Below are 19,161 nucleotides of genomic sequence, written 5' to 3'. Positions count from 1 at the left end.
TCCCTCCGTTCATTGCGTTTATTAGTATTTTCCCCATAAAATCTTAATTTTAAGAGTTGAGATATAATTTTTTTGAAAGAAATGGGAATGATAATAACAGTGAATCAATTAATCAACGATGAGGTGAGGAATTTGCATACAATATGGAAAGGCAGCATTTCTTTTGGTTTGGTGAATATCCCGATAAAGCTTCATGCGGCAACGGAAGATAAGGATATATCCTTACGAACTTTGCATAAGGAATGCCATTCACCGATAAAATACGAAAAGGTTTGTCCAGTTTGCCAGAAAGAAGTAGGCAAGGATGATATTGTTCGTGCGTTTGAGTATACAAAAGGAAAGTTTGTTGTCCTAGAAGACAATGAACTTGAGCAATTAAAAAAACAAAATGAAGATAAGGCAGTGGAAATCATTGATTTTGTTAAAATAGAGGAAATTGATCCAATCTATTTCAACCGAAGCTATTATATGTCTCCAAACGATGGCGGTACAAAAGCCTATTCTCTTTTGAGGGAAGCACTCTTGGAGTCAGGCAAGGTTGGTCTCGCTAAAATCATCATTCGTTCCAAAGAACAAATGGCTATCCTTCGGGTCGTGGATAACACATTGTTGATGGAAACCATTCATTACCCTGATGAGGTTCGTTCTGCAACCGACGTTCCTAATATTCCTGCTAATGATGCCATTGCAAAAAAAGAAATCGATACGGCCATATTATTAATTGATCAGTTGACATCGACGTTTGATCCGACTAAATACAAAGATGATTATAGAACAGCTTTGCTTGAATTGATTGAATCAAAGAAAACTGGCGAGAAAACCATTACAGCAAAATCTAAAGAACCCGTGGCCAATAATGTGACGGATTTAATGGCAGCTTTACAAGCGTCCATTGACAGGACGAAGCCGGAGAAAATGGTTGTAAAGAAAAAGACGACACGCAAAAGAGCGGAGCCTAAAAAGAAACAAGCGTAAAAAAAGCCTGAGCGAAATCTATCGCTTAGGCTTTTTTTGTTTTATCCTAGAGGTAGCGTGATAAATGAGGGAAAAGGTGGTGTCCGAGAATGCATAACTTTTTTAGCATACATATTTCAAAAAAACTTCTTTATATTGCCATGATGGCTGGTTTAATCCTAGTTTATTTTTTCATTTTTATTGAAATTGTGGAAGAACTGAAGGAAGGGGAGTTAATCGAATTTGATAAAGTCCTTATCAATTTCATCCAAGTGCCCTTTAGTGAACAATTTATCAGCTTTGTGACTACGCTCACATTTTTTGGGTCGGTGACATGGATAGTCGTACTAATTGGTATATTTGCCTTGATTTTGGCCTTATACAGAAGAAAACAGCTTGCTTTATACTTAATAATCACTTCAGCAATGGGTGGGGTATTTAATTGGGGGCTAAAATATCTTTTTCAAAGGGAAAGACCCGATATCGCTCCATTATTATCCGTTTCCGGATATAGTTTTCCTAGTGGTCACTCTATGGCTTCGGTTATCGTTTACGGAAGCATTGCAGTTGTATGTTTACGAATCGTCAAAAGTAAATATATGAACGGCATTATATGGTTTTTGGCTTTTTTGGCTTCATTGGTCATTGGATGGAGCCGCATTTATCTAGGGGTGCATTACCCGAGCGATGTTGTGGCAGGTTTTGTTGCCGGAGCTGCTTGGCTAACGATATCGGCATGGCTGTTACGATACCTGGAATATAAGGGGCGAAAAAATAGAAGCTAAGGGGAAAATGAAGGCATAAGAAAATCACCAAAATTATCAAAAAAGTGGTGTACTGTGAGGAAAGTAATGATCGCACCTATAAATTTTCATTAAAAGAAGGTCGCCTGTTCAATTTGGTAGTTACTTGTTAGGTATAAATAATTAGTAAGGATCTACAGTTTTCCACCCTTTTTAAAAGGAGACAAAAAAATTCGCCCCCTAAAGAGCGACAATGAGGAAATTAATCGTGAATCAACATATAGGCGACGGATTGTCTTTTTCGACTATATATTGTGTTCATATTCTATCATAATTAATTTGGAAATAGCAACTAAATTACTAAAACAAAGGGATTATTTTTATATCATTCTCTTTTCACATCGAATTTTATACCTAGTAAAGAGGTTATTGCTTTTTTTTGGTATAATCAAATAATTGAATAGATTGAATATAAAGAATGTTTCTTTATTGCAATCTGGAAATTTAAAAGAAATGGAAGATGTCCAATGGAAAATCGTAAAATCATGTCTCTTCAAATTGGGATGCCAAAAGAGGAGGAGCTTTCGGGGGTAAAGATCAAAACGGCAATGGATAAGAAGGCCATCGACTATATCACCGTAACAAAATCAGGGATTGATAGGGATGGAGTGGGTAACAGAAAGTTCCATGGAGGGCCTGACCGTGCTCTATGTTTTTATCCCTTTGAGCATTATGATTTATGGAATCGAACATTCAATAAGCAGCTTTCCATCCCTGCATTTGGGGAGAATTTGACGATTGCTGGAATGACTGAACGTCAAACGTTTATAGGCGATATCTATCGCATTGGCGGGACCGTTATTCAGATTACACAGGGGCGTATTCCTTGCTCGACCATCTCCCACTTTAACAAAGAGCCAGAGTTTTTGAAATTGGTGATGGACACTAATCTAACTGGCTATTTTGCTAGGGTTATACAAGAAGGGGTAATTGGCCAACAAGATGATATCGTGTTATTGGATCGGCTTCAAGATAAGGTTACGGTACTTTATGCAACGGATGTCATCCTTCATAAGCGTGATGGGGAGGAGGGGGCAATGTCCTTGCTTTCCATTGAATCCTTGTCGGAAGAATGGGGAGCCTTGCTTTCTAAAAGGATGTATCGTTAAAAAGTCTGAAGAAAATGAAAAAATGATAAATATACTCTTGAAATTATCAGATGATTCATGTAAATTAAATATAAATAAATTTTGAAATGTTTAGAAAATTAAACTTAATAAATCTTATCGAGAGAGGTGAAGGGACTGGCCCGATGAAACCTCAGCAACCAGCCTAGGCAAAGGTGCTAAATCCAGCAAGCAGAGCTTGATAGATGAGGAGAATGTTTCGAAAAAAGCCTTCTTCTTTGAGAAGGTTTTTTTTCTTTACTCTCACACTCATAGAAACCGACAAAAACCATAGTGTTTTTAAGAGAGGGTGTACTAATTGGATTTTCGTAGTGAATTGAAGGAAAGAATGCTAGTTGGAGACGGCGCGATGGGTACGTTGTTGTACTCCTATGGAATCGATCAATGTTATGAGGAAATAAATTGCACCAATCCTGATAAAATTGAGTCTATACATAGGGCCTATTTAGAAGCGGGTGCAGATATTCTGCAAACCAATACATATGGTGCCAATTTCAATAAATTGAAACGGTATGGGCTGGAGGAAGAAGTCAGTCGGATCAATCGCCAAGGAGTCAGCCTTGCTAAACAAGTAGCGAAAGGGAAGGCTTATGTTTTTGGTACAATTGGGGCCCAGCGTAGTATACGTAAATCGGATTTAAGTATAGAAGAAATAAAACGGGGTTTTCGAGAACAATTATACAGTTTGCTCCTGGAAGATCCCGATGGAATTCTTCTTGAAACATTCTATGATTTTGAAGAGCTTGAAACGGTGCTTCAAATTGCTAAAAAGGAAACGGACCTGCCGATTATTGCAAATGTATCGATGCATGAACTTGGAAATCTTCAAAATGGATTTCATTTGAATGAAGCTTTTCAAAAGCTAGAGTACCTAGGTGCAGATGTCGTTGGGGTGAATTGCCGTCTGGGCCCCCATCATATGATAAGGGCACTGGAAGAAGTGAAATTGCCTATGCAGGCGTCGATTGCCATCTATCCTAATGCAAGTCTTCCAGATTATGTGGATGGGAGACTGGTCTATAAAGCGGAACCAGAATATTTCGGTTCAAGTGCACTCGAATTACGAAAACAAGGAGCAACCATTATAGGGGGTTGCTGTGGTACGACACCACTACATATACAAGCTGTGAACGAAATGATTGGCACTTTAGCGCCAGTCAAGGAAAAAATTACGAAAGCTCGACATATAGAAATTATTGAAGTGAATAACCAAAAACAAGAATTAGCTCTTCATGAAAAGGCAAAAACGGATAGAACGATCCTAGTTGAGCTTGATCCACCGAAAAAGTTAGGAATCGAAACGTTTATGGCAGGAGCTGAAGCCTTGAAAAAAGCTGGGGTGGATTCCATTACTTTAGCTGATAATTCACTTGCTTCACCAAGGATATCGAATTCGACCTTAGCCAATTTATTAAAGGCTGAATTAGGGGTGAATCCGATGGTCCATATTACGTGCAGGGACCGAAATCTTATTGGGTTACAATCCCATTTAATGGGATTGCATACGGTCGGGCTGGATGAAGTTTTAGTTATCACTGGGGATCCTTCTAAGATTGGTGATTTCCCGGGGGCAACGTCTGTCTATGATTTATCTTCATTCGATTTGATAAGTCTGGTTAAGCAATTCAATGAGGGCTACTCCTATTCCGGACAAAGTCTAGGGAAACGGGCTAATTTCAAGATTTCCGCAGCTTTTAATCCAAATGTGAAATATCTCGATAAGGCTGTTCAGAGAATGGAAAAGAAAATCGCTTGCGGTGCTCATTCGTTTTTGACACAGCCAGTTTATTCAGTAGAACAAATAGAAGAAGTCTATCAGGCGACAAAACATTTGGAAACACCGATTTTCATGGGGATAATGCCCCTTACCAGTACGAGGAATGCCGAATTCATCCATAATGAAATACCGGGGATTAAATTACCTGACAGTGTACGGAAAGCAATGGCCTCAGCGGGAGCTGATCCAGTAAAATCAAGGATTGAAGCTATAAATATAGCAAGGGAATTGGTAGACGCAGCCCAAGAGAGGTTCAAGGGAATTTACTTAATAACGCCTTTCTTACGCTATGAAATGACAGCGGAACTTACTACATATATTAAGGATCATGATCGTAAACAAACATCTGAGGTGGCAGGACATGAGTAAAAGAGAAATTAACGTGCAATTACAATCAAAGATTCTTCTTCTTGATGGAGCAATGGGCACCATGATTCAAGCTGAAGATTTAACGGCCGAGGATTTCGGTGGAGAACAATACGAAGGGTGTAATGAGTATTTATCGTTAACCCGTCCTGAAATCATTCAAACTATCCATGAAAAATATTTAGCGGCAGGTGCCGATATTATAGAGACTAATACCTTTGGTGCCACAAGCTTAGTGCTGGAAGAATATCAATTAAGCACGCTTGCATATGAACTTAATAAAGTATCGGCAGAGCTTGCCGTAAAAGCATGTGAAAAATATTCAAGTGATAATTGGCCCAGGTATGTAGCGGGTTCCATGGGACCAACGACAAAAACTTTATCTGTTACAGGTGGAACGACTTTCGATATATTGACCGATTCATATGAGGAACAGGCACTTGGCCTTATAGACGGTGGGGTAGACTTATTACTCGTGGAAACCTGTCAAGATATGCTCAATGTAAAGGCGGCCTTTTCTGGAATTAGATCGGCCATCGCTAAAACTGGCAAGGAAGTACCGATAATGATTTCAGGAACAATCGAGCCGATGGGAACGACGTTAGCCGGTCAGTCCATAGAGGCATTTTATTTATCGGTAGAGCATATGAACCCTCTGGCTGTCGGTTTGAACTGTGCGACAGGCCCAGAGTTTATGATTGACCATATCCGTACTCTAGCAGATCTATCCGACAATGCGATTAGCTGTTATCCAAATGCAGGATTGCCTGATGAAGAGGGGCATTACCATGAATCTCCCACTTCCCTAGCCGAGAAAATGAAACAATTTGCAGAAAAAGGCTGGGTCAATATCATTGGTGGCTGTTGTGGTACTACTCCTGAACACATTAAAGAGCTCTCAAGAGTTCTTAAAGATATTCAACCACGGAAATTACCTGAGGTTGCACATGGTCATGCCGTATCTGGCATCGAGCCGCTTATTTATGACGACTCAATGCGACCCCTGTTTGTCGGAGAGCGAACGAATGTCATTGGATCTCGTAAATTCAAGGAATTGATTCGTGCTAAGAAATACGAACCAGCAGCGGAGATTGCCCGGGCACAAGTTAAGAAAGGTGCGCATGTCATTGATATCTGTCTGGCAGACCCTGATGGAGATGAGTTCGGTGACATGAAAGAATTCATTGAAGAGGTCGTCAAAAAGGTAAAGGTCCCTTTAGTCATCGATACAACTGATGAAGCCGTTCTTGAACAAGCCTTGAAACATTCCCAAGGGAAATCCATCATAAACTCAATCAATCTCGAAGATGGTGAAGAGAGGTTTGAAAAAATCGTTCCACTTATTCATCAATACGGTGCGGCTGTCGTAGTAGGAACGATTGATGAAATTGGTATGGCGGTAGACGCCGAACGAAAAATAGAAGTAGCTACTCGCTCAGTGGATTTACTTGTAAACAAATACGGCCTAAAGAAAAGTGACTTGATTTTTGATCCCCTTGTATTTCCAGTCGGTACAGGAGATGAACAATATATTGGCTCCGCATTGGAAACAGTAAAAGGAATTAAAGCAATCAAGGAAAAATTCCCTGAATGTTTGACGATTCTTGGGATTTCAAATGTTTCGTTTGGCTTGCCTTCACGTGGAAGGGAAATATTGAATGCTGTTTTTCTTTATCATTGTACGAAAGCTGGACTAGATTACGCGATTGTGAATACGGAAAAACTCGAACGGTTTGCTTTAATACCAGAAGTGGAAGTGAAGCTTGCTGAAGCACTTTTATTTGATACCTCAACAGAAACACTGGCAACCTTCACTGAATTTTATCGTGGTAAAAAAGCTGAAAAGAAAGATGATGGAATTATTCTTCCATTAGATGAAAGGTTAGGTAACTACATAATCGAGGGTACAAAAGAAGGATTGATCGAGGACTTGAATGAAGCCATAGAGCGTGGTGATGCTCCACTGGAAATCATTAATGGACCATTGATGGATGGAATGAGCGAAGTGGGGCGGTTATTCAATGATAACCAACTTATTGTGGCAGAAGTGCTTCAAAGTGCCGAGGCAATGAAAGCCGCTGTTTCACATCTTGAACCGCTTATGGAAAATTCAGAGGATCATGCTAAAAAAGGGAAAATCCTTTTGGCCACTGTCAAAGGGGATGTCCATGATATCGGTAAAAACCTTGTCGATATCATTCTTTCCAATAATGGCTATGAAGTCGTGGACCTTGGAATTAAGGTTGCACCACAGCAAATCATTGAGGAAGTACGAAAGCATGAACCTACCATTATCGGTTTATCGGGACTGCTTGTAAAGTCAGCACAGCAAATGATCTTAACAGCACAGGATTTGAAACAGGCTGGGATTGACACCCCAATTTTGGTGGGTGGTGCCGCATTATCCCGTAAGTTCACCGATTTTAAAATCTCACCCGAATACGATGGGCCTGTTCTATATTCTAAGGATGCGATGGATGGTTTGGCCGTTACGAATATCCTACATGATACGAACAGAAAAATGGTATACCTAGAGGAACTGAAAAATAAACGTGAAAAGGCAAAAGCCAATGCTGCCATCGCCGCATTAATTGAAAAACCGGAACGTAAGCCAGTAAGTGCGGTTCCACTAAGGAATGTACCGGTCCAAAAACCTCATGATGTCAAAAGGCATATACTAAAAAAATATCCACTCGAAGTCATTCAGCCCTATATCAATAGACAGATGTTGATTGGACATCATCTGGGTCTAAAAGGGAAGGTGGCCGAATTACTGAAGGAGGGTAACGATAAAGCTATACAATTGAATGATTTGGTTGACGAGCTGATTGAATTCCTGAAATCCGAACCTGAATATGGATTAAATGCAGTATATCAATTTTTCCCCGCCCAAAGTGATGGTGACAAATTAGTGGTATACAATCCCGAGGATCATCAGGAAGTATTGGAAACTTTTGATTTTCCAAGGCAAGATACAAGTCCAAACCTTTGTCTGGCTGATTTTGCGAAGCCTATTTCTTCTGGCGAAATGGACTATGTTGGTTTCTTCCTGGTTACAGCAGGAAGAGGCATTAGAAAGTGGGCTGAAAAGTTCAAGAAAGAGGGAGATTTCTTAAAAAATCATGCCCTACAATCCCTTGCTCTCGAAACGGCTGAAGGATTTGCTGAAAGAATCCATCAAATGATGCGTGACGATTTGGGAATTAGCGATTCTATCGAAATGACCATGAAAGAGAGATTTGCTGCCAAGTATATTGGTCAAAGATTTTCTTTCGGGTATCCAGCCTGCCCGAATCTGGAAGACCAGGAAAAACTCTTCCGCTTATTACAGCCTCAGGATATTGGGGTAGAATTGACTGAAGGTTTCATGATGGAACCGGAGGCATCTGTTTCCGCCATAGTGTTTGCACACCCTGAAGCTAGATATTTTAATGTCGATAGATAAGTAAGGCAGCGGTTAAATCCGCTGTCTTATTGATTATGGCGAGTTAATTTCGAGAGCACATTAAGAATAGTATGGTGATAAATTCCTGATACAGAAAGTGAAGTTGTTAAAGACCATAATTCCATGCCTATATTCTAAAAAAATTTGATGCATGAAACCCCTGGAATAGTACACCTTAATGGTAAAAAGCAAGGGGGAGAATTATGAAGAAATTATTGCACTTATATACGATAGTATTCTGTTTTTCAATGATCCTAAGTGAAACACTTGCCGGACCCGTACATGCAATAATTCCGGAAGAAATAACTCCACTCGTCAAAAGTAAAGAAAACCAAAAGACAGTTTATTTAACTTTTGACGACGGGCCTTCTACGAATACAATGGATATCCTGGACATCTTAGACCGGTATCAAGTAAAGGCAACATTTTTTGTTAAAGGTAATGAAGAGCCATATGCAAAAAAATGCTATGAAGAAATGATAGGAAGAGGCCACAAAATTGCCTTACATTCCTATACACATGACTATTCAATCGTGTATCGTTCCACGAATAGTTTTTTTGAGGATTTAAATCGTCTTGAAACGATGTTAGAAAAAGATTATGGAATAAAAAGCCGAATCGTTCGTCTTCCCGGTGGATCACGAAATCGTCTGAGACAACAAGCAAGCACAAAACCAATCATTAATGGAATACTTCAGCAGCTAACGGATAAAGGGTATATATATACAGATTGGAATATAGATTCAACGGATGGAATCAGTCCTACTATAAGCGAACATCAAATCATCACATCCGTGCAAAGAGGCTTGAAAAATCAAAAACAGGCTAATATCCTGCTGCATGATATCAACAGTATGAAAAATACCGTTAAAGCGCTGCCGAAGATAATAGAAATCCTAAAAAAAGAAGGCTATATCTTTGATACGATAGATGAGACAACCCCAAAGGTTCAATTTAATTAGTGAAAGCCAAGCTCAACTATAGTAAATTAAAGGTAATTGGATTTTAATTTAAAGATCATAGTTTGGAAAGGATTTAAAGTTTTTATGATGCCATCGTTGTTTTTATCACATGGAACGCCATTATTAGCCTTGGAAGAGAATAGCTACACCGAGTTTTTAAAAGCTTATACAAAAGAAATTGAGAAGCCAACTGCAATAGTCATTCTGTCAGCCCATTGGGAAAGTGATGAACAGTTGGTTTCAGCTGTCAAGAAGCATGAAATCCTTTATGATTATATCGATTTTCCGGAAGAAATTTACCAGGTATCCTATCCCGCTTCAGGAAATTTGGAGCTTTCCGATAAGATTTTAACCCTGTTGTCACGAGTTGGCATATGGGGGGAGCTTGATGAAAGGCGTCCTCTCGATCATGGGGCATGGGGGCTGTTGCATCTCATGTATCCTAAAGTTGATATACCGATCGTTTCATTATCGATCAGTTCCGACCTACCGTTTGAAAAACAGTATGAAATCGGGAAAATGCTGGGGGCTCTCAAACGGAATAACGTCCTTATAATTGGTAGCGGTGGGATTGTGCATAATTTTAACCAGATTCAGCCAGACCTGCATGTTGCGGAGGGGTGGGCAATCCGTTTTGAAAACTGGGTGGAAGAACAGGTAGAGAAGTGGGATTTGGAATCCTTGTTTGATTATGAAAGAATAGGGCCATATAGTTCCGAGGCGGTGCCATTTAAAGGTCACTTCATTCCCTTGATCATTGCGATGGGAGCAGGAGATTCCAATAAAAAGGCAAAAATGTTGCATCGTAGTTTTCAGTATGGAAACTTAAGTTTGACAGCTTGGGAGTTTGCTTGAGTTGAAAGGGTTTTCAATCGTGCGAAATCTAGCTTGTTTGAATTAATATACGAAAATAGAAAAATCTTTTTTTAGAAAAAATAGACTTAAAAAAGATAAAAGGTCTATTTAAGACGAAATAAGGCGAATTAAACAGAATAATAGTTTGAAAAAGGGTGTATAAAGAGGTGAAACCCTTGGATATTTCGACAAAAACATGTTAATATAGCATCTGAAAACGTTTTATCCTTTAAAATTTTATTATTCAATGACCAAGTTATTTATTATAAATTATCTATTTGGGGAAATGTTAGAAGAAGGAATTTGGGGATGGATAAAACGAAATTATGAGAAAAATTTGGGGGTTTACAAAAATGACCATCAAGGATGCTAAGGCTTACGACCCATGGAAATCTTTTTCTGGTCCAAACCTTGGGTATGTCATGGAGCAATACGATTTATTTCAAGTTAATCCGGAAGAAGTAGATCCGGAACTGAAAAACTTTTTTGAGGTTGCTGGTCCTCCTTCATTTGAAGTAGAGGCAGGCACTGTAATGGAAAGTGCACCACAGACTGGTGAAGTCCTTTCAATGAAGAAAATTATGTCTGCAGTAAAATTGGCAGAAAATATTCGTGCATATGGACATCTTGCTTCAAGCATTTATCCATTGATTGAAGACAAGCCAGATACAGAGCAAATCCACTTTGAAAAATACGATTTGACGGTTGAGGATTTACGGAAAATACCGGCTGATCTTATTTGCGCGCAATCACCTGAAAACGTAAAAGACGGATACGAAGCTTTCCAATATCTTAAACAACTTTATACAAAAACAATAGCCTTTGGATTTCACCATGTAAATGACTTGGATGAAAAGCAATGGCTTACTGATATGGTCGAATCTGGTAAAATGTTCCCTGAAGTTTCAAAAGAGAAAAAAGCATTAATGCTAAAACGTCTGAATGAAGTTGAAGGATTTGAAAAGTTCCTACATCGTACATTTGTAGGGCAAAAGCGTTTCTCTATTGAGGGTCTAGATGCATTGGTTCCAGTGTTAGACGAGATGATTTCACAGACTGTCCAAAATGGAACTGGCAATGTGAATATTGCCATGGCTCACCGCGGACGTCTTAATGTCCTGGCACATGTCCTTGGAAAACCATATGAAGTGATTTTCTCTGAATTCCAACACTCACCTAATAAGGATTTAGTCCCATCAGAAGGCTCAACCGGCATTAATTATGGTTGGACTGGCGATGTTAAATACCACCTAGGTTTGGATAAACAAATTACAAAAGAAAGCGTACAGAAAGCAAGAATTACGCTTGCCAATAACCCAAGTCACTTGGAAGTAGTTGGCCCAATCGTTGAAGGTTACTCTCGTGCGGCTCAAGAAGACAGGACAGCAAAAGGCTTCCCAGTGCAAGATATTGATAAGTCGCTAGCAATCCTTATTCATGGTGATGCTGCGTTCCCAGGTGAAGGTATCGTACCTGAAACGTTTAACTTAAGCCGTCTACGCGGTTACCAAGTTGGTGGGGCAATCCACATCATCGCTAATAACACGATTGGTTTCACTACCGAAAGTGAAGATTCACGTTCAACTAGATATGCGAGTGATCTTGCAAAAGGTTTTGAAGTACCTATCGTCCACGTTAATGCTGATGATCCCGAAGCATGTATGGCTGCAGTTAATCTTGCCATCCAATATCGTGAAAAATACAAAAAAGATTTCTTGATTGACTTAATCGGTTACAGACGTTTCGGCCATAATGAAATGGATGAGCCATTGGTCACACAACCTGAAATGTATGCTTTGATTCATAAGCATCCAACAGTTAAAGAAATTTACGGTAAACAACTGATTGAATCTGGAGAGTTTACAGAAAATGAAGTGAAAGAAATGGCAAAACAAGTGGATACTAAACTTGCAGAAGCCTATGCCAAAATTTCTGGAAACAAACCGGAAGCTTCCAAAGAAGTAAATCCTCCGGGAATAATTGAAAAAGGCATTCCTACGATTGATACAGCTGTATCTAAGGAAGAACTTATTTCAATCAATGAACAACTTGTGAAATGGCCAGAAGGATTTACGCCTAATAAAAAATTAGGTAAAATCTTGTCCCGTCGTCTGGATTCGTTTGGTGAAAACGGTAAAATTGACTGGGCACATGCTGAAACGCTTGCATTTGCAACGATTTTAAATGATGCCACACCAATCCGTTTAACTGGTCAAGATTCAGAACGTGGAACATTCGCACAACGTAACATCATGCTGCATGATAGCGTGAACGGCAAAACATATTCACCGCTTCATACTCTTGAATCTGCCAAAGCATCTTTCGCTGTCCATAACAGTCCGCTTACTGAAACGGCAGTACTTGCTTATGAATATGGATATAATGTTTTTGCTCCAGAAACACTTGTACTTTGGGAAGGCCAATTCGGTGATTTCGCCAATACGGCACAAGTAATCTTTGACCAATTCATTGCGGCAGGCCGTGCAAAATGGGGTCAAAAATCTGGACTTGTTATGCTACTTCCACACGGATACGAAGGACAAGGACCAGAACATTCAAGTGCTCGCCTGGAACGTTTCCTTCAATTAGCAGCTGAAAATAACTGGACCGTTGCTAACTTAAGTTCTGCAGCTCAGTATTTCCATGTCCTTAGAAGACAAGCTAAAATACTTGATCAGGAACAAGTGCGTCCGCTTGTTATCATGACACCGAAGAGTATGCTTCGTAACCAAGTGATGGCATCTACTCCAGAAGAGTTCAGCACAGGAAGTTTTGAATCATTCATTGAAACGAAAACGCTAGGCAAAAAACCTAAAGCTGTTGAGCGCATTGTATTTGCAAGCGGTAAATTAGCTGTAGAACTACGTGATAAAGTAGCTACTGAACAAAATACCGATTGGTTGCAAATCATCAGTATCGAGGAGATTTATCCATTCCCGTTCACTGGCGTTCAAGAAGCATTGAAAAAATATACGAACCTTAAAGAAATCTACTGGGCTCAAGAAGAACCGAAAAACATGGGAGCTTGGACATTTGTTGAACCTCGCTTAAATGCGGCTGCTCCTGGAAATCTTTCTGTAACGTATATCGGTAGAAAACGTAGATCAAGCCCGGCTGAGGGAGATCCACTTGTCCATAAAAATGAACAACAACGGATTATGAGTCAAGCAATTACACGCAATAATGAGGGGGATAAATAAAATGGCTGAAGTAAAAGTGCCTGAATTAGCAGAATCAATTTCTGAAGGATCTATTGCGCAATGGTTAAAGCAACCTGGTGACCATGTTGAAAAGGGAGATTATGTCCTTGAACTGGAAACAGATAAAGTAAACGTGGAAATCATTTCTGATTACACTGGGACCCTTACTGAACTTTTAGCTGAAGAAGGCGACACTGTTCAAGTTGGACAAGCTATTGCCATCGTGGATGAAAATGGATCGGCAGCAGCACCTGCTAAGGAAGCTCCAAAAGCTGAAGAAGTGAAACAAGAACCAGCTAAAGTGGAACAAGCAGCACCTGCCAAAGAAGCTCCAAAGGCTGAAACGAAAGAAGCATCTTCCACTCAACAAGTTATTGCATCACCAGCTGCTAGAAAATTAGCTCGTGAAAAAGGAATTGACTTAACTCAAGTACCTGTTGTTGATCCACTAGGCCGTGTACGTGTACAAGACGTGGAAGCAGCAAGTAAAGCACCTGCAGCAGCTCCAAAAGCACCTGCAGCTACTAAACAAGCGGCAGCTCCTATAGAAGCCAACGATGACCGTATAGAAGTAGTGAAAATGACACGCCGTCGTCAAACCATTGCTAAACGTTTAGTTCAAGTCCAATCTGAAGCGGCAATGCTTACAACTTTCAACGAAGTCGATCTTTCTGCAGTTATGGAATTACGTAGCCGTCATAAAGAATCATTCGTTAAAGCTAATGACGTTAAACTTGGTTTCATGTCATTCTTTACAAAAGCAGTCATTGGGGCATTGAAAAAGTATCCTTTATTGAATGCTGAAATCAAAGGGGATCATATCCTTAAAAAGAACTTCTATGATATCGGTGTAGCCGTATCGACTGAAGAAGGCTTAGTTGTTCCAGTTGTAAGAGATGCTGATCGTAAAAGTTTCGCTGAAATCGAGCAAAACATTGCGGACCTAGCTGTTAAAGCACGTAACAACAAATTAGCGCTTTCAGATTTATCTGGTGGTACCTTTACCATCACAAATGGTGGTACATTCGGTTCCCTATTATCGACACCTATCTTGAATGCGCCACAAGTTGGTATTCTAGGTATGCATACTATCAAGACTCGTCCTGTTGCTGTTGGCGATCAAATCGAAAACAGACCAATGATGTACCTTGCATTATCTTATGATCACCGTATCGTTGATGGAAAAGAAGCAGTTGGTTTCCTAGTGGCAATCAAAGAAATGCTTGAAGATCCTGAACAACTTTTATTACAAAATTAATAAATCCTATAAAATGAAAAGCCCCTGTCATGGTGATGGGGGCTTTTTTTTGTAGAAAAGTTCATAGATAAAGAGATAATCATATCATCACTTGCAGGAATATGATTGGTTTTTTAATATAAATGAATGTTTTTGGATAAAAGTGAACGATAATGATTGATTAATCTGAAAAATGAAGTTATTATGGAAATATATTGGGGGTGAGGTAATTGTTGACAACCGAGAGGCATGACGTAATCCTTAAGTTGATTAAGAAAAAAGGCATTATAAAGATGCAAGAACTTGTCGATTATTTGCAAGCTTCAGAATCTACCATTCGGCGTGATTTAGTCCAACTTGAGGAACTAAAGCTTTTAAAACGTGTTCATGGTGGAGCTGCCTTGCTTCAAAGAAAAGGCATGGAACCGACAACCTTGGAGAAGCAAAACAAAGCGTTATCCGAAAAAAAGCTCCTAGCAGAGCTGGGGTCAACTTTTATCGAGAATGATGACTGTATTTATCTTGATGCAGGTACGACCATCTCTGAACTGATCCCTTATTTAAAAGATAAAAATGTAACCGTTTTAACCAACGGTCTCATGCATATACAAAAGTTGATGGAATTGGAAATAAAAACGGTTATCGTTGGTGGAACCATCAAGGCTTCCACCAATGCGGTTGTAGGTAGTACAGCTGTCGATTTTTTAAGTGATTACCGATTCGATAAATGTTTTCTAGGGATCAATGGCATTCATCCTGAATTAGGTTTGACCACACCAGATCCTGAAGAAGCGCTATTGAAAAAGACGGCAATAAGGCTTTCCAATCAAAGTTATGTGCTTGCAGATAGTTCAAAATTAAATGAAGTCACCTTCGCAAAAGTGGCAGATGTAAGTGAAGTCATTTTGCTGACGGATAGCAATAATGAAGCTGCTGTCGAACAGCTCTTGAAAAATCCCAAGATAAAGGTCGTGACGATTTAATGATTTATACCGTAACGCTCAATCCCTCAATAGATTACCTGGTCGAGGTGGAAAACTTCCAAATGGGCTTGGTGAACAGAACAAGCATGGATAAGAAATATCCGGGGGGCAAGGGAATTAATGTATCACGAGTATTGAAAGGGCTAGGAAATGATACGACTGCTTTAGGCTTTTTAGGAGGCCAAACTGGAGAATTTGTAAAAGCCTGTTTAGAAAAAGATCATATTAGGACAAATTTTACGGAAATAACTGGTGATACGAGAATCAATATAAAATTAAAAACAGGAGTGGAGACTGAAATTAATAGTCATGGTCCTGAAATATCCATGGAGAATTACCATCATTTACTTAGTTTAATTGGTGAACTCAAGCTAAATGATTGGCTCGTTTTATCTGGTAGTATTCCAACAAGCCTCCCACGTGATGTGTACGAAACGATGATGAAAGTATGTTTGGGGAGGAAAGTAAAAGTGGTGGTTGATACTAGCGGGAAAGAATTATTGAATGTCGTTCAATATGAGCCTTTTCTCTTGAAGCCTAATCATCACGAATTAGCGAGTCTTTACTCGACTGAAATCAGAACTGTGAAGGATGCAAATGAGTATGGGCGGAAGTTGTTGGAAGCAGGTGCTCAAAATGTAATCGTTTCGATGGCAGGAGATGGGGCTGTACTTATCACAAGAGATAAATCTTATGCTGCAAATATACCGAAAGGAAAGGTCATCAATTCAGTGGGGGCCGGTGATTCTATGGTGGCCGGATTTATCGGGATGTATGAAAAAACGGAAGATGTTATAACCGCTTTCCAATATAGTGTCGCCGCGGGAAGTGCGACAGCTTTTTCATCGGACCTTTGCACGTTGGAATTAATGGAAAAAGTATTGCCGCAAATTAGTATCAGTGAGATAAAAGGGGGGTAACTCTATGAAAATTACAGACTTGTTAAAATTGGATACCATTCTTATAGATTTGCAAAGCGAGACAAAGCTTGGGGTGATAGAAGAATTATCCGCCAAGTTAGCACAAGCTGGACGTTTACATGATGAAGGTGGATTCAAGGCCGCCATTTTGAAACGTGAAGAGCAAAGCACGACAGGGATAGGTGAGGGAATCGCCATCCCGCATGCAAAAACGAGTGCTGTGAAAACGCCGGCCATTTGCTTTGGAAAATCAGTTTCAGGTATTCAATATGAATCGCTTGATGGGCAGCCAGCTCATTTATTTTTCATGATTGCGGCAAGTGAAGCAGCTAATCAGGTTCACTTAGAGACCCTATCTCGATTGTCTTCACTATTAATGGACGCTCAATTCAGGTCTCAATTGGTTTCTGCCACATCAGCTGAAGAAGTGTTGGAAATTATCAATAAAAAAGAACACGAAGCAGATCAAGACGAAAACGAAAATGAAGAACAGAAAGCAAGTACGACTATAGGGGCTGCAAAAATCCTGGCCGTCACTGCGTGCCCGACAGGAATTGCCCACACCTATATGGCAGCGGATGCTTTAAAGGCTAAGGCGAAAGAAATGGGTCTTGATTTCAAAGTTGAAACCAATGGATCGACAGGTGTAAAAAATAGGTTGAATCCAGCAGAAATTGCAAAGGCGGATGTCATTATTGTTGCAGCGGATAAACAAGTGGAGATGGACCGTTTTGACGGTAAGCGGGTTATCATCGTTCCCGTTGCTCAGGGGCTTAGGAAGCCGGAGGAGTTACTTAAAAGGGCTGTTAACCAGGATGCACCCATTTACAAAGGGACTAAAAAGGATAGTCGAGAAGATGAAACTTCAACAAAAGGAAAGATCGAAATTTATAAGCATCTGATGAATGGCGTAAGTAATATGCTTCCTTTTGTTGTAGGTGGAGGGATCTTAATTGCACTATCCTTCTTTTTTGGAATAGATGCATCCGATCCGACAAAACCGGAATATAATCCAATAGCCAAAGCATTAAGTGACATCGGGGGAGGTACAAGCGGGGCCTTTTTCTTTCTAGTACCAGTCCTGGCAGGCTTCATTGCCTCAAGTATCGCCGATCGCCCGGGCTTTGCCCCTGGTATGGTCGGAGGCTTGTTGGCAGCCCAGGCCAATGCTGGTTTCATAGGTGGCCTAATTGCAGGTTTTCTTGCCGGGTATGTTGTTTTAGGATTGAAGAAATTATTCTCTAATTTGCCACAGGCTTTCGAAGGGATTAAACCGGTTTTGCTTTATCCGGTGTTCGGAATGCTAATAACAGGTTTAATCATGCTATTCGTTATTAATGAACCAGTGACTGCTCTCAACCAAGGTTTGTCGAATTGGCTTCAGGGCTTATCAGGGACAAACGCCGTTCTCTTAGGGATGATTCTTGCGGGCATGATGGCTGTAGATATGGGGGGCCCTATCAATAAAGCTGCCTTTACCTTTGGTATTGCGGCTATTGAAGCACAAAGCTTCGGCCCTCATGCAGCAGTTATGGCGGGTGGGATGGTACCTCCGCTTGCCATTGCCTTTGCGACCACCTTTTTCAAAAGTAAATTTAACGATACAGAAAGAAAATCCGGATTGACAAATTACTTTATGGGGGCCTTTTTCATTACAGAGGGAGCGATTCCCTTTGCGGCCGCCGATCCGTTTAGGGTCATTATCAGTAGTGTGATTGGAGCAGCAACGGCGGGTGCTCTAACGATGGCATTCAATGTCACATTGCCGGCACCTCATGGGGGCGTGTTTGTAATACCATTAGTTAACCATCCATTTCTATATTTGTTGGCCATTTTAATAGGCTCACTCATCTCTGGACTTATCTTGGGATTCTGGAAAAGAAAACAGAACTGAAGATTGGCGGATTCAAGAATCTTGAATCCGTCTTTTCAGTTTTCCAGACTTTTTAATCGTACAAAGATTCCATATGATTCACTTTTGGGGAAGGTTGTTCCTCGGCCATATTATAGATTGGTTAAAAAGTCTTTATATGAAGAATAATAAGCCATTGATAGAGACATAAAAAAGCATGTTTCCCCTAGTTTTTGGGTAGAGAATATAAATAACATAAAAAGGAGAAGGATGACCTTGTTGAAGAAAAACACACTAAAAACCATCAAAAGAGATGATATGATAGATGTTACGACAGAAGTGCAGGCATTTGTAACGGAAAGGGGAATACAAGAAGGTATAGCGCTTGTATATTGTCCACATACTACTGCAGGCATTACAATTAATGAGAATGCGGATCCAGATGTTAAAAAAGATATGCTTAGGAGATGGGATGAGCTTTATCCATGGAATCATACGTTGGATTTACATATGGAAGGGAACACTGCTGCTCATTTAAAGTCCAGCACTGTAGGGTCGTCACAACAAGTTATTATCCATAAAGGTAGTCTGGTCCTTGGTAGATGGCAGGGTATATATTTCTGTGAATTTGATGGTCCTAGAGATCGTCATTACTTCATCAAACTGATTGAGTAAGACAA

General features: G+C 40.0%; 13 protein-coding genes and 1 riboswitch. All 13 genes read left to right on the top strand.

Annotated elements, in window-relative coordinates; all coding sequences use genetic code 11:
* Window positions 1–132: 132 nt before the first annotated feature.
* Window positions 133–975: a Ku protein gene (locus ACQKL6_RS03230; protein WP_402868883.1), complete on the top strand. Its 843-nt coding sequence runs from the start codon at window positions 133–135 to the stop codon at window positions 973–975.
* 89 nt (window positions 976–1,064) lie between these two features.
* On the top strand, window positions 1,065–1,739 hold the full coding sequence (locus tag ACQKL6_RS03225) for a phosphatase PAP2 family protein (RefSeq protein ID WP_402868881.1): 675 nt from the start codon (window positions 1,065–1,067) through the stop codon (window positions 1,737–1,739).
* A 485-nt stretch (window positions 1,740–2,224) separates the two neighbouring features.
* Complete coding sequence (locus ACQKL6_RS03220; protein ID WP_402988274.1) at window positions 2,225–2,866, top strand: MOSC domain-containing protein; 642 nt, start codon at window positions 2,225–2,227, stop codon at window positions 2,864–2,866.
* Window positions 2,867–2,977: 111 nt separating this feature from the next.
* Window positions 2,978–3,076: riboswitch (SAM riboswitch) on the top strand.
* A gap of 106 nt (window positions 3,077–3,182) precedes the next feature.
* The gene (locus ACQKL6_RS03215) at window positions 3,183–5,030 is read left to right on the top strand and encodes a bifunctional homocysteine S-methyltransferase/methylenetetrahydrofolate reductase (RefSeq protein WP_402956911.1); all 1,848 of its coding nucleotides are present in this window, start codon (window positions 3,183–3,185) and stop codon (window positions 5,028–5,030) included.
* On the top strand, window positions 5,023–8,472 hold the full coding sequence (metH, locus tag ACQKL6_RS03210; protein ID WP_402988277.1) for a methionine synthase: 3,450 nt from the start codon (window positions 5,023–5,025) through the stop codon (window positions 8,470–8,472). Before ACQKL6_RS03215 ends, metH begins: the two co-directional genes overlap by 8 nt.
* Window positions 8,473–8,675: 203 nt before the next feature.
* On the top strand, window positions 8,676–9,434 hold the full coding sequence (locus ACQKL6_RS03205) for a polysaccharide deacetylase family protein (RefSeq protein ID WP_402868874.1): 759 nt from the start codon (window positions 8,676–8,678) through the stop codon (window positions 9,432–9,434).
* A gap of 84 nt (window positions 9,435–9,518) precedes the next feature.
* A complete protein-coding gene (locus ACQKL6_RS03200; RefSeq protein ID WP_402956915.1) occupies window positions 9,519–10,289 on the top strand; it encodes a dioxygenase family protein in 771 nt (256 codons plus the stop codon).
* A gap of 326 nt (window positions 10,290–10,615) precedes the next feature.
* On the top strand, window positions 10,616–13,489 hold the full coding sequence (locus ACQKL6_RS03195; RefSeq protein ID WP_427650569.1) for a 2-oxoglutarate dehydrogenase E1 component: 2,874 nt from the start codon (window positions 10,616–10,618) through the stop codon (window positions 13,487–13,489).
* Window position 13,490: 1 nt separating this feature from the next.
* Entirely contained in the window at window positions 13,491–14,747 is a 1,257-nt protein-coding gene (odhB, locus tag ACQKL6_RS03190; protein WP_402988282.1) for a 2-oxoglutarate dehydrogenase complex dihydrolipoyllysine-residue succinyltransferase, read from the top strand.
* A gap of 209 nt (window positions 14,748–14,956) precedes the next feature.
* Window positions 14,957–15,709, top strand: coding sequence for a DeoR/GlpR family DNA-binding transcription regulator (locus ACQKL6_RS03185; protein WP_402988285.1), 753 nt, complete (start codon window positions 14,957–14,959; stop codon window positions 15,707–15,709).
* Window positions 15,709–16,629 (top strand): 1-phosphofructokinase, encoded by a 921-nt coding sequence (gene pfkB, locus ACQKL6_RS03180; protein WP_427650567.1) that lies wholly within the window; start codon window positions 15,709–15,711, stop codon window positions 16,627–16,629. The genes ACQKL6_RS03185 and pfkB overlap by 1 nt, the downstream gene beginning before the upstream one ends.
* A gap of 4 nt (window positions 16,630–16,633) precedes the next feature.
* Window positions 16,634–18,523, top strand: coding sequence for a PTS fructose transporter subunit IIABC (locus tag ACQKL6_RS03175; protein WP_402988290.1), 1,890 nt, complete (start codon window positions 16,634–16,636; stop codon window positions 18,521–18,523).
* A 228-nt stretch (window positions 18,524–18,751) separates the two neighbouring features.
* Window positions 18,752–19,156: a secondary thiamine-phosphate synthase enzyme YjbQ gene (locus ACQKL6_RS03170; RefSeq protein WP_402868860.1), complete on the top strand. Its 405-nt coding sequence runs from the start codon at window positions 18,752–18,754 to the stop codon at window positions 19,154–19,156.
* Window positions 19,157–19,161 lie beyond the last annotated feature (5 nt).

Source organism: Peribacillus sp. NPDC097197, assembly GCF_050278025.1.
Lineage (GTDB): Bacteria > Bacillota > Bacilli > Bacillales > DSM-1321 > Peribacillus.
The sequence above is the reverse complement of the archived record's forward strand: the minus strand, read 5'-3'. Positions and strand labels throughout refer to the sequence as shown.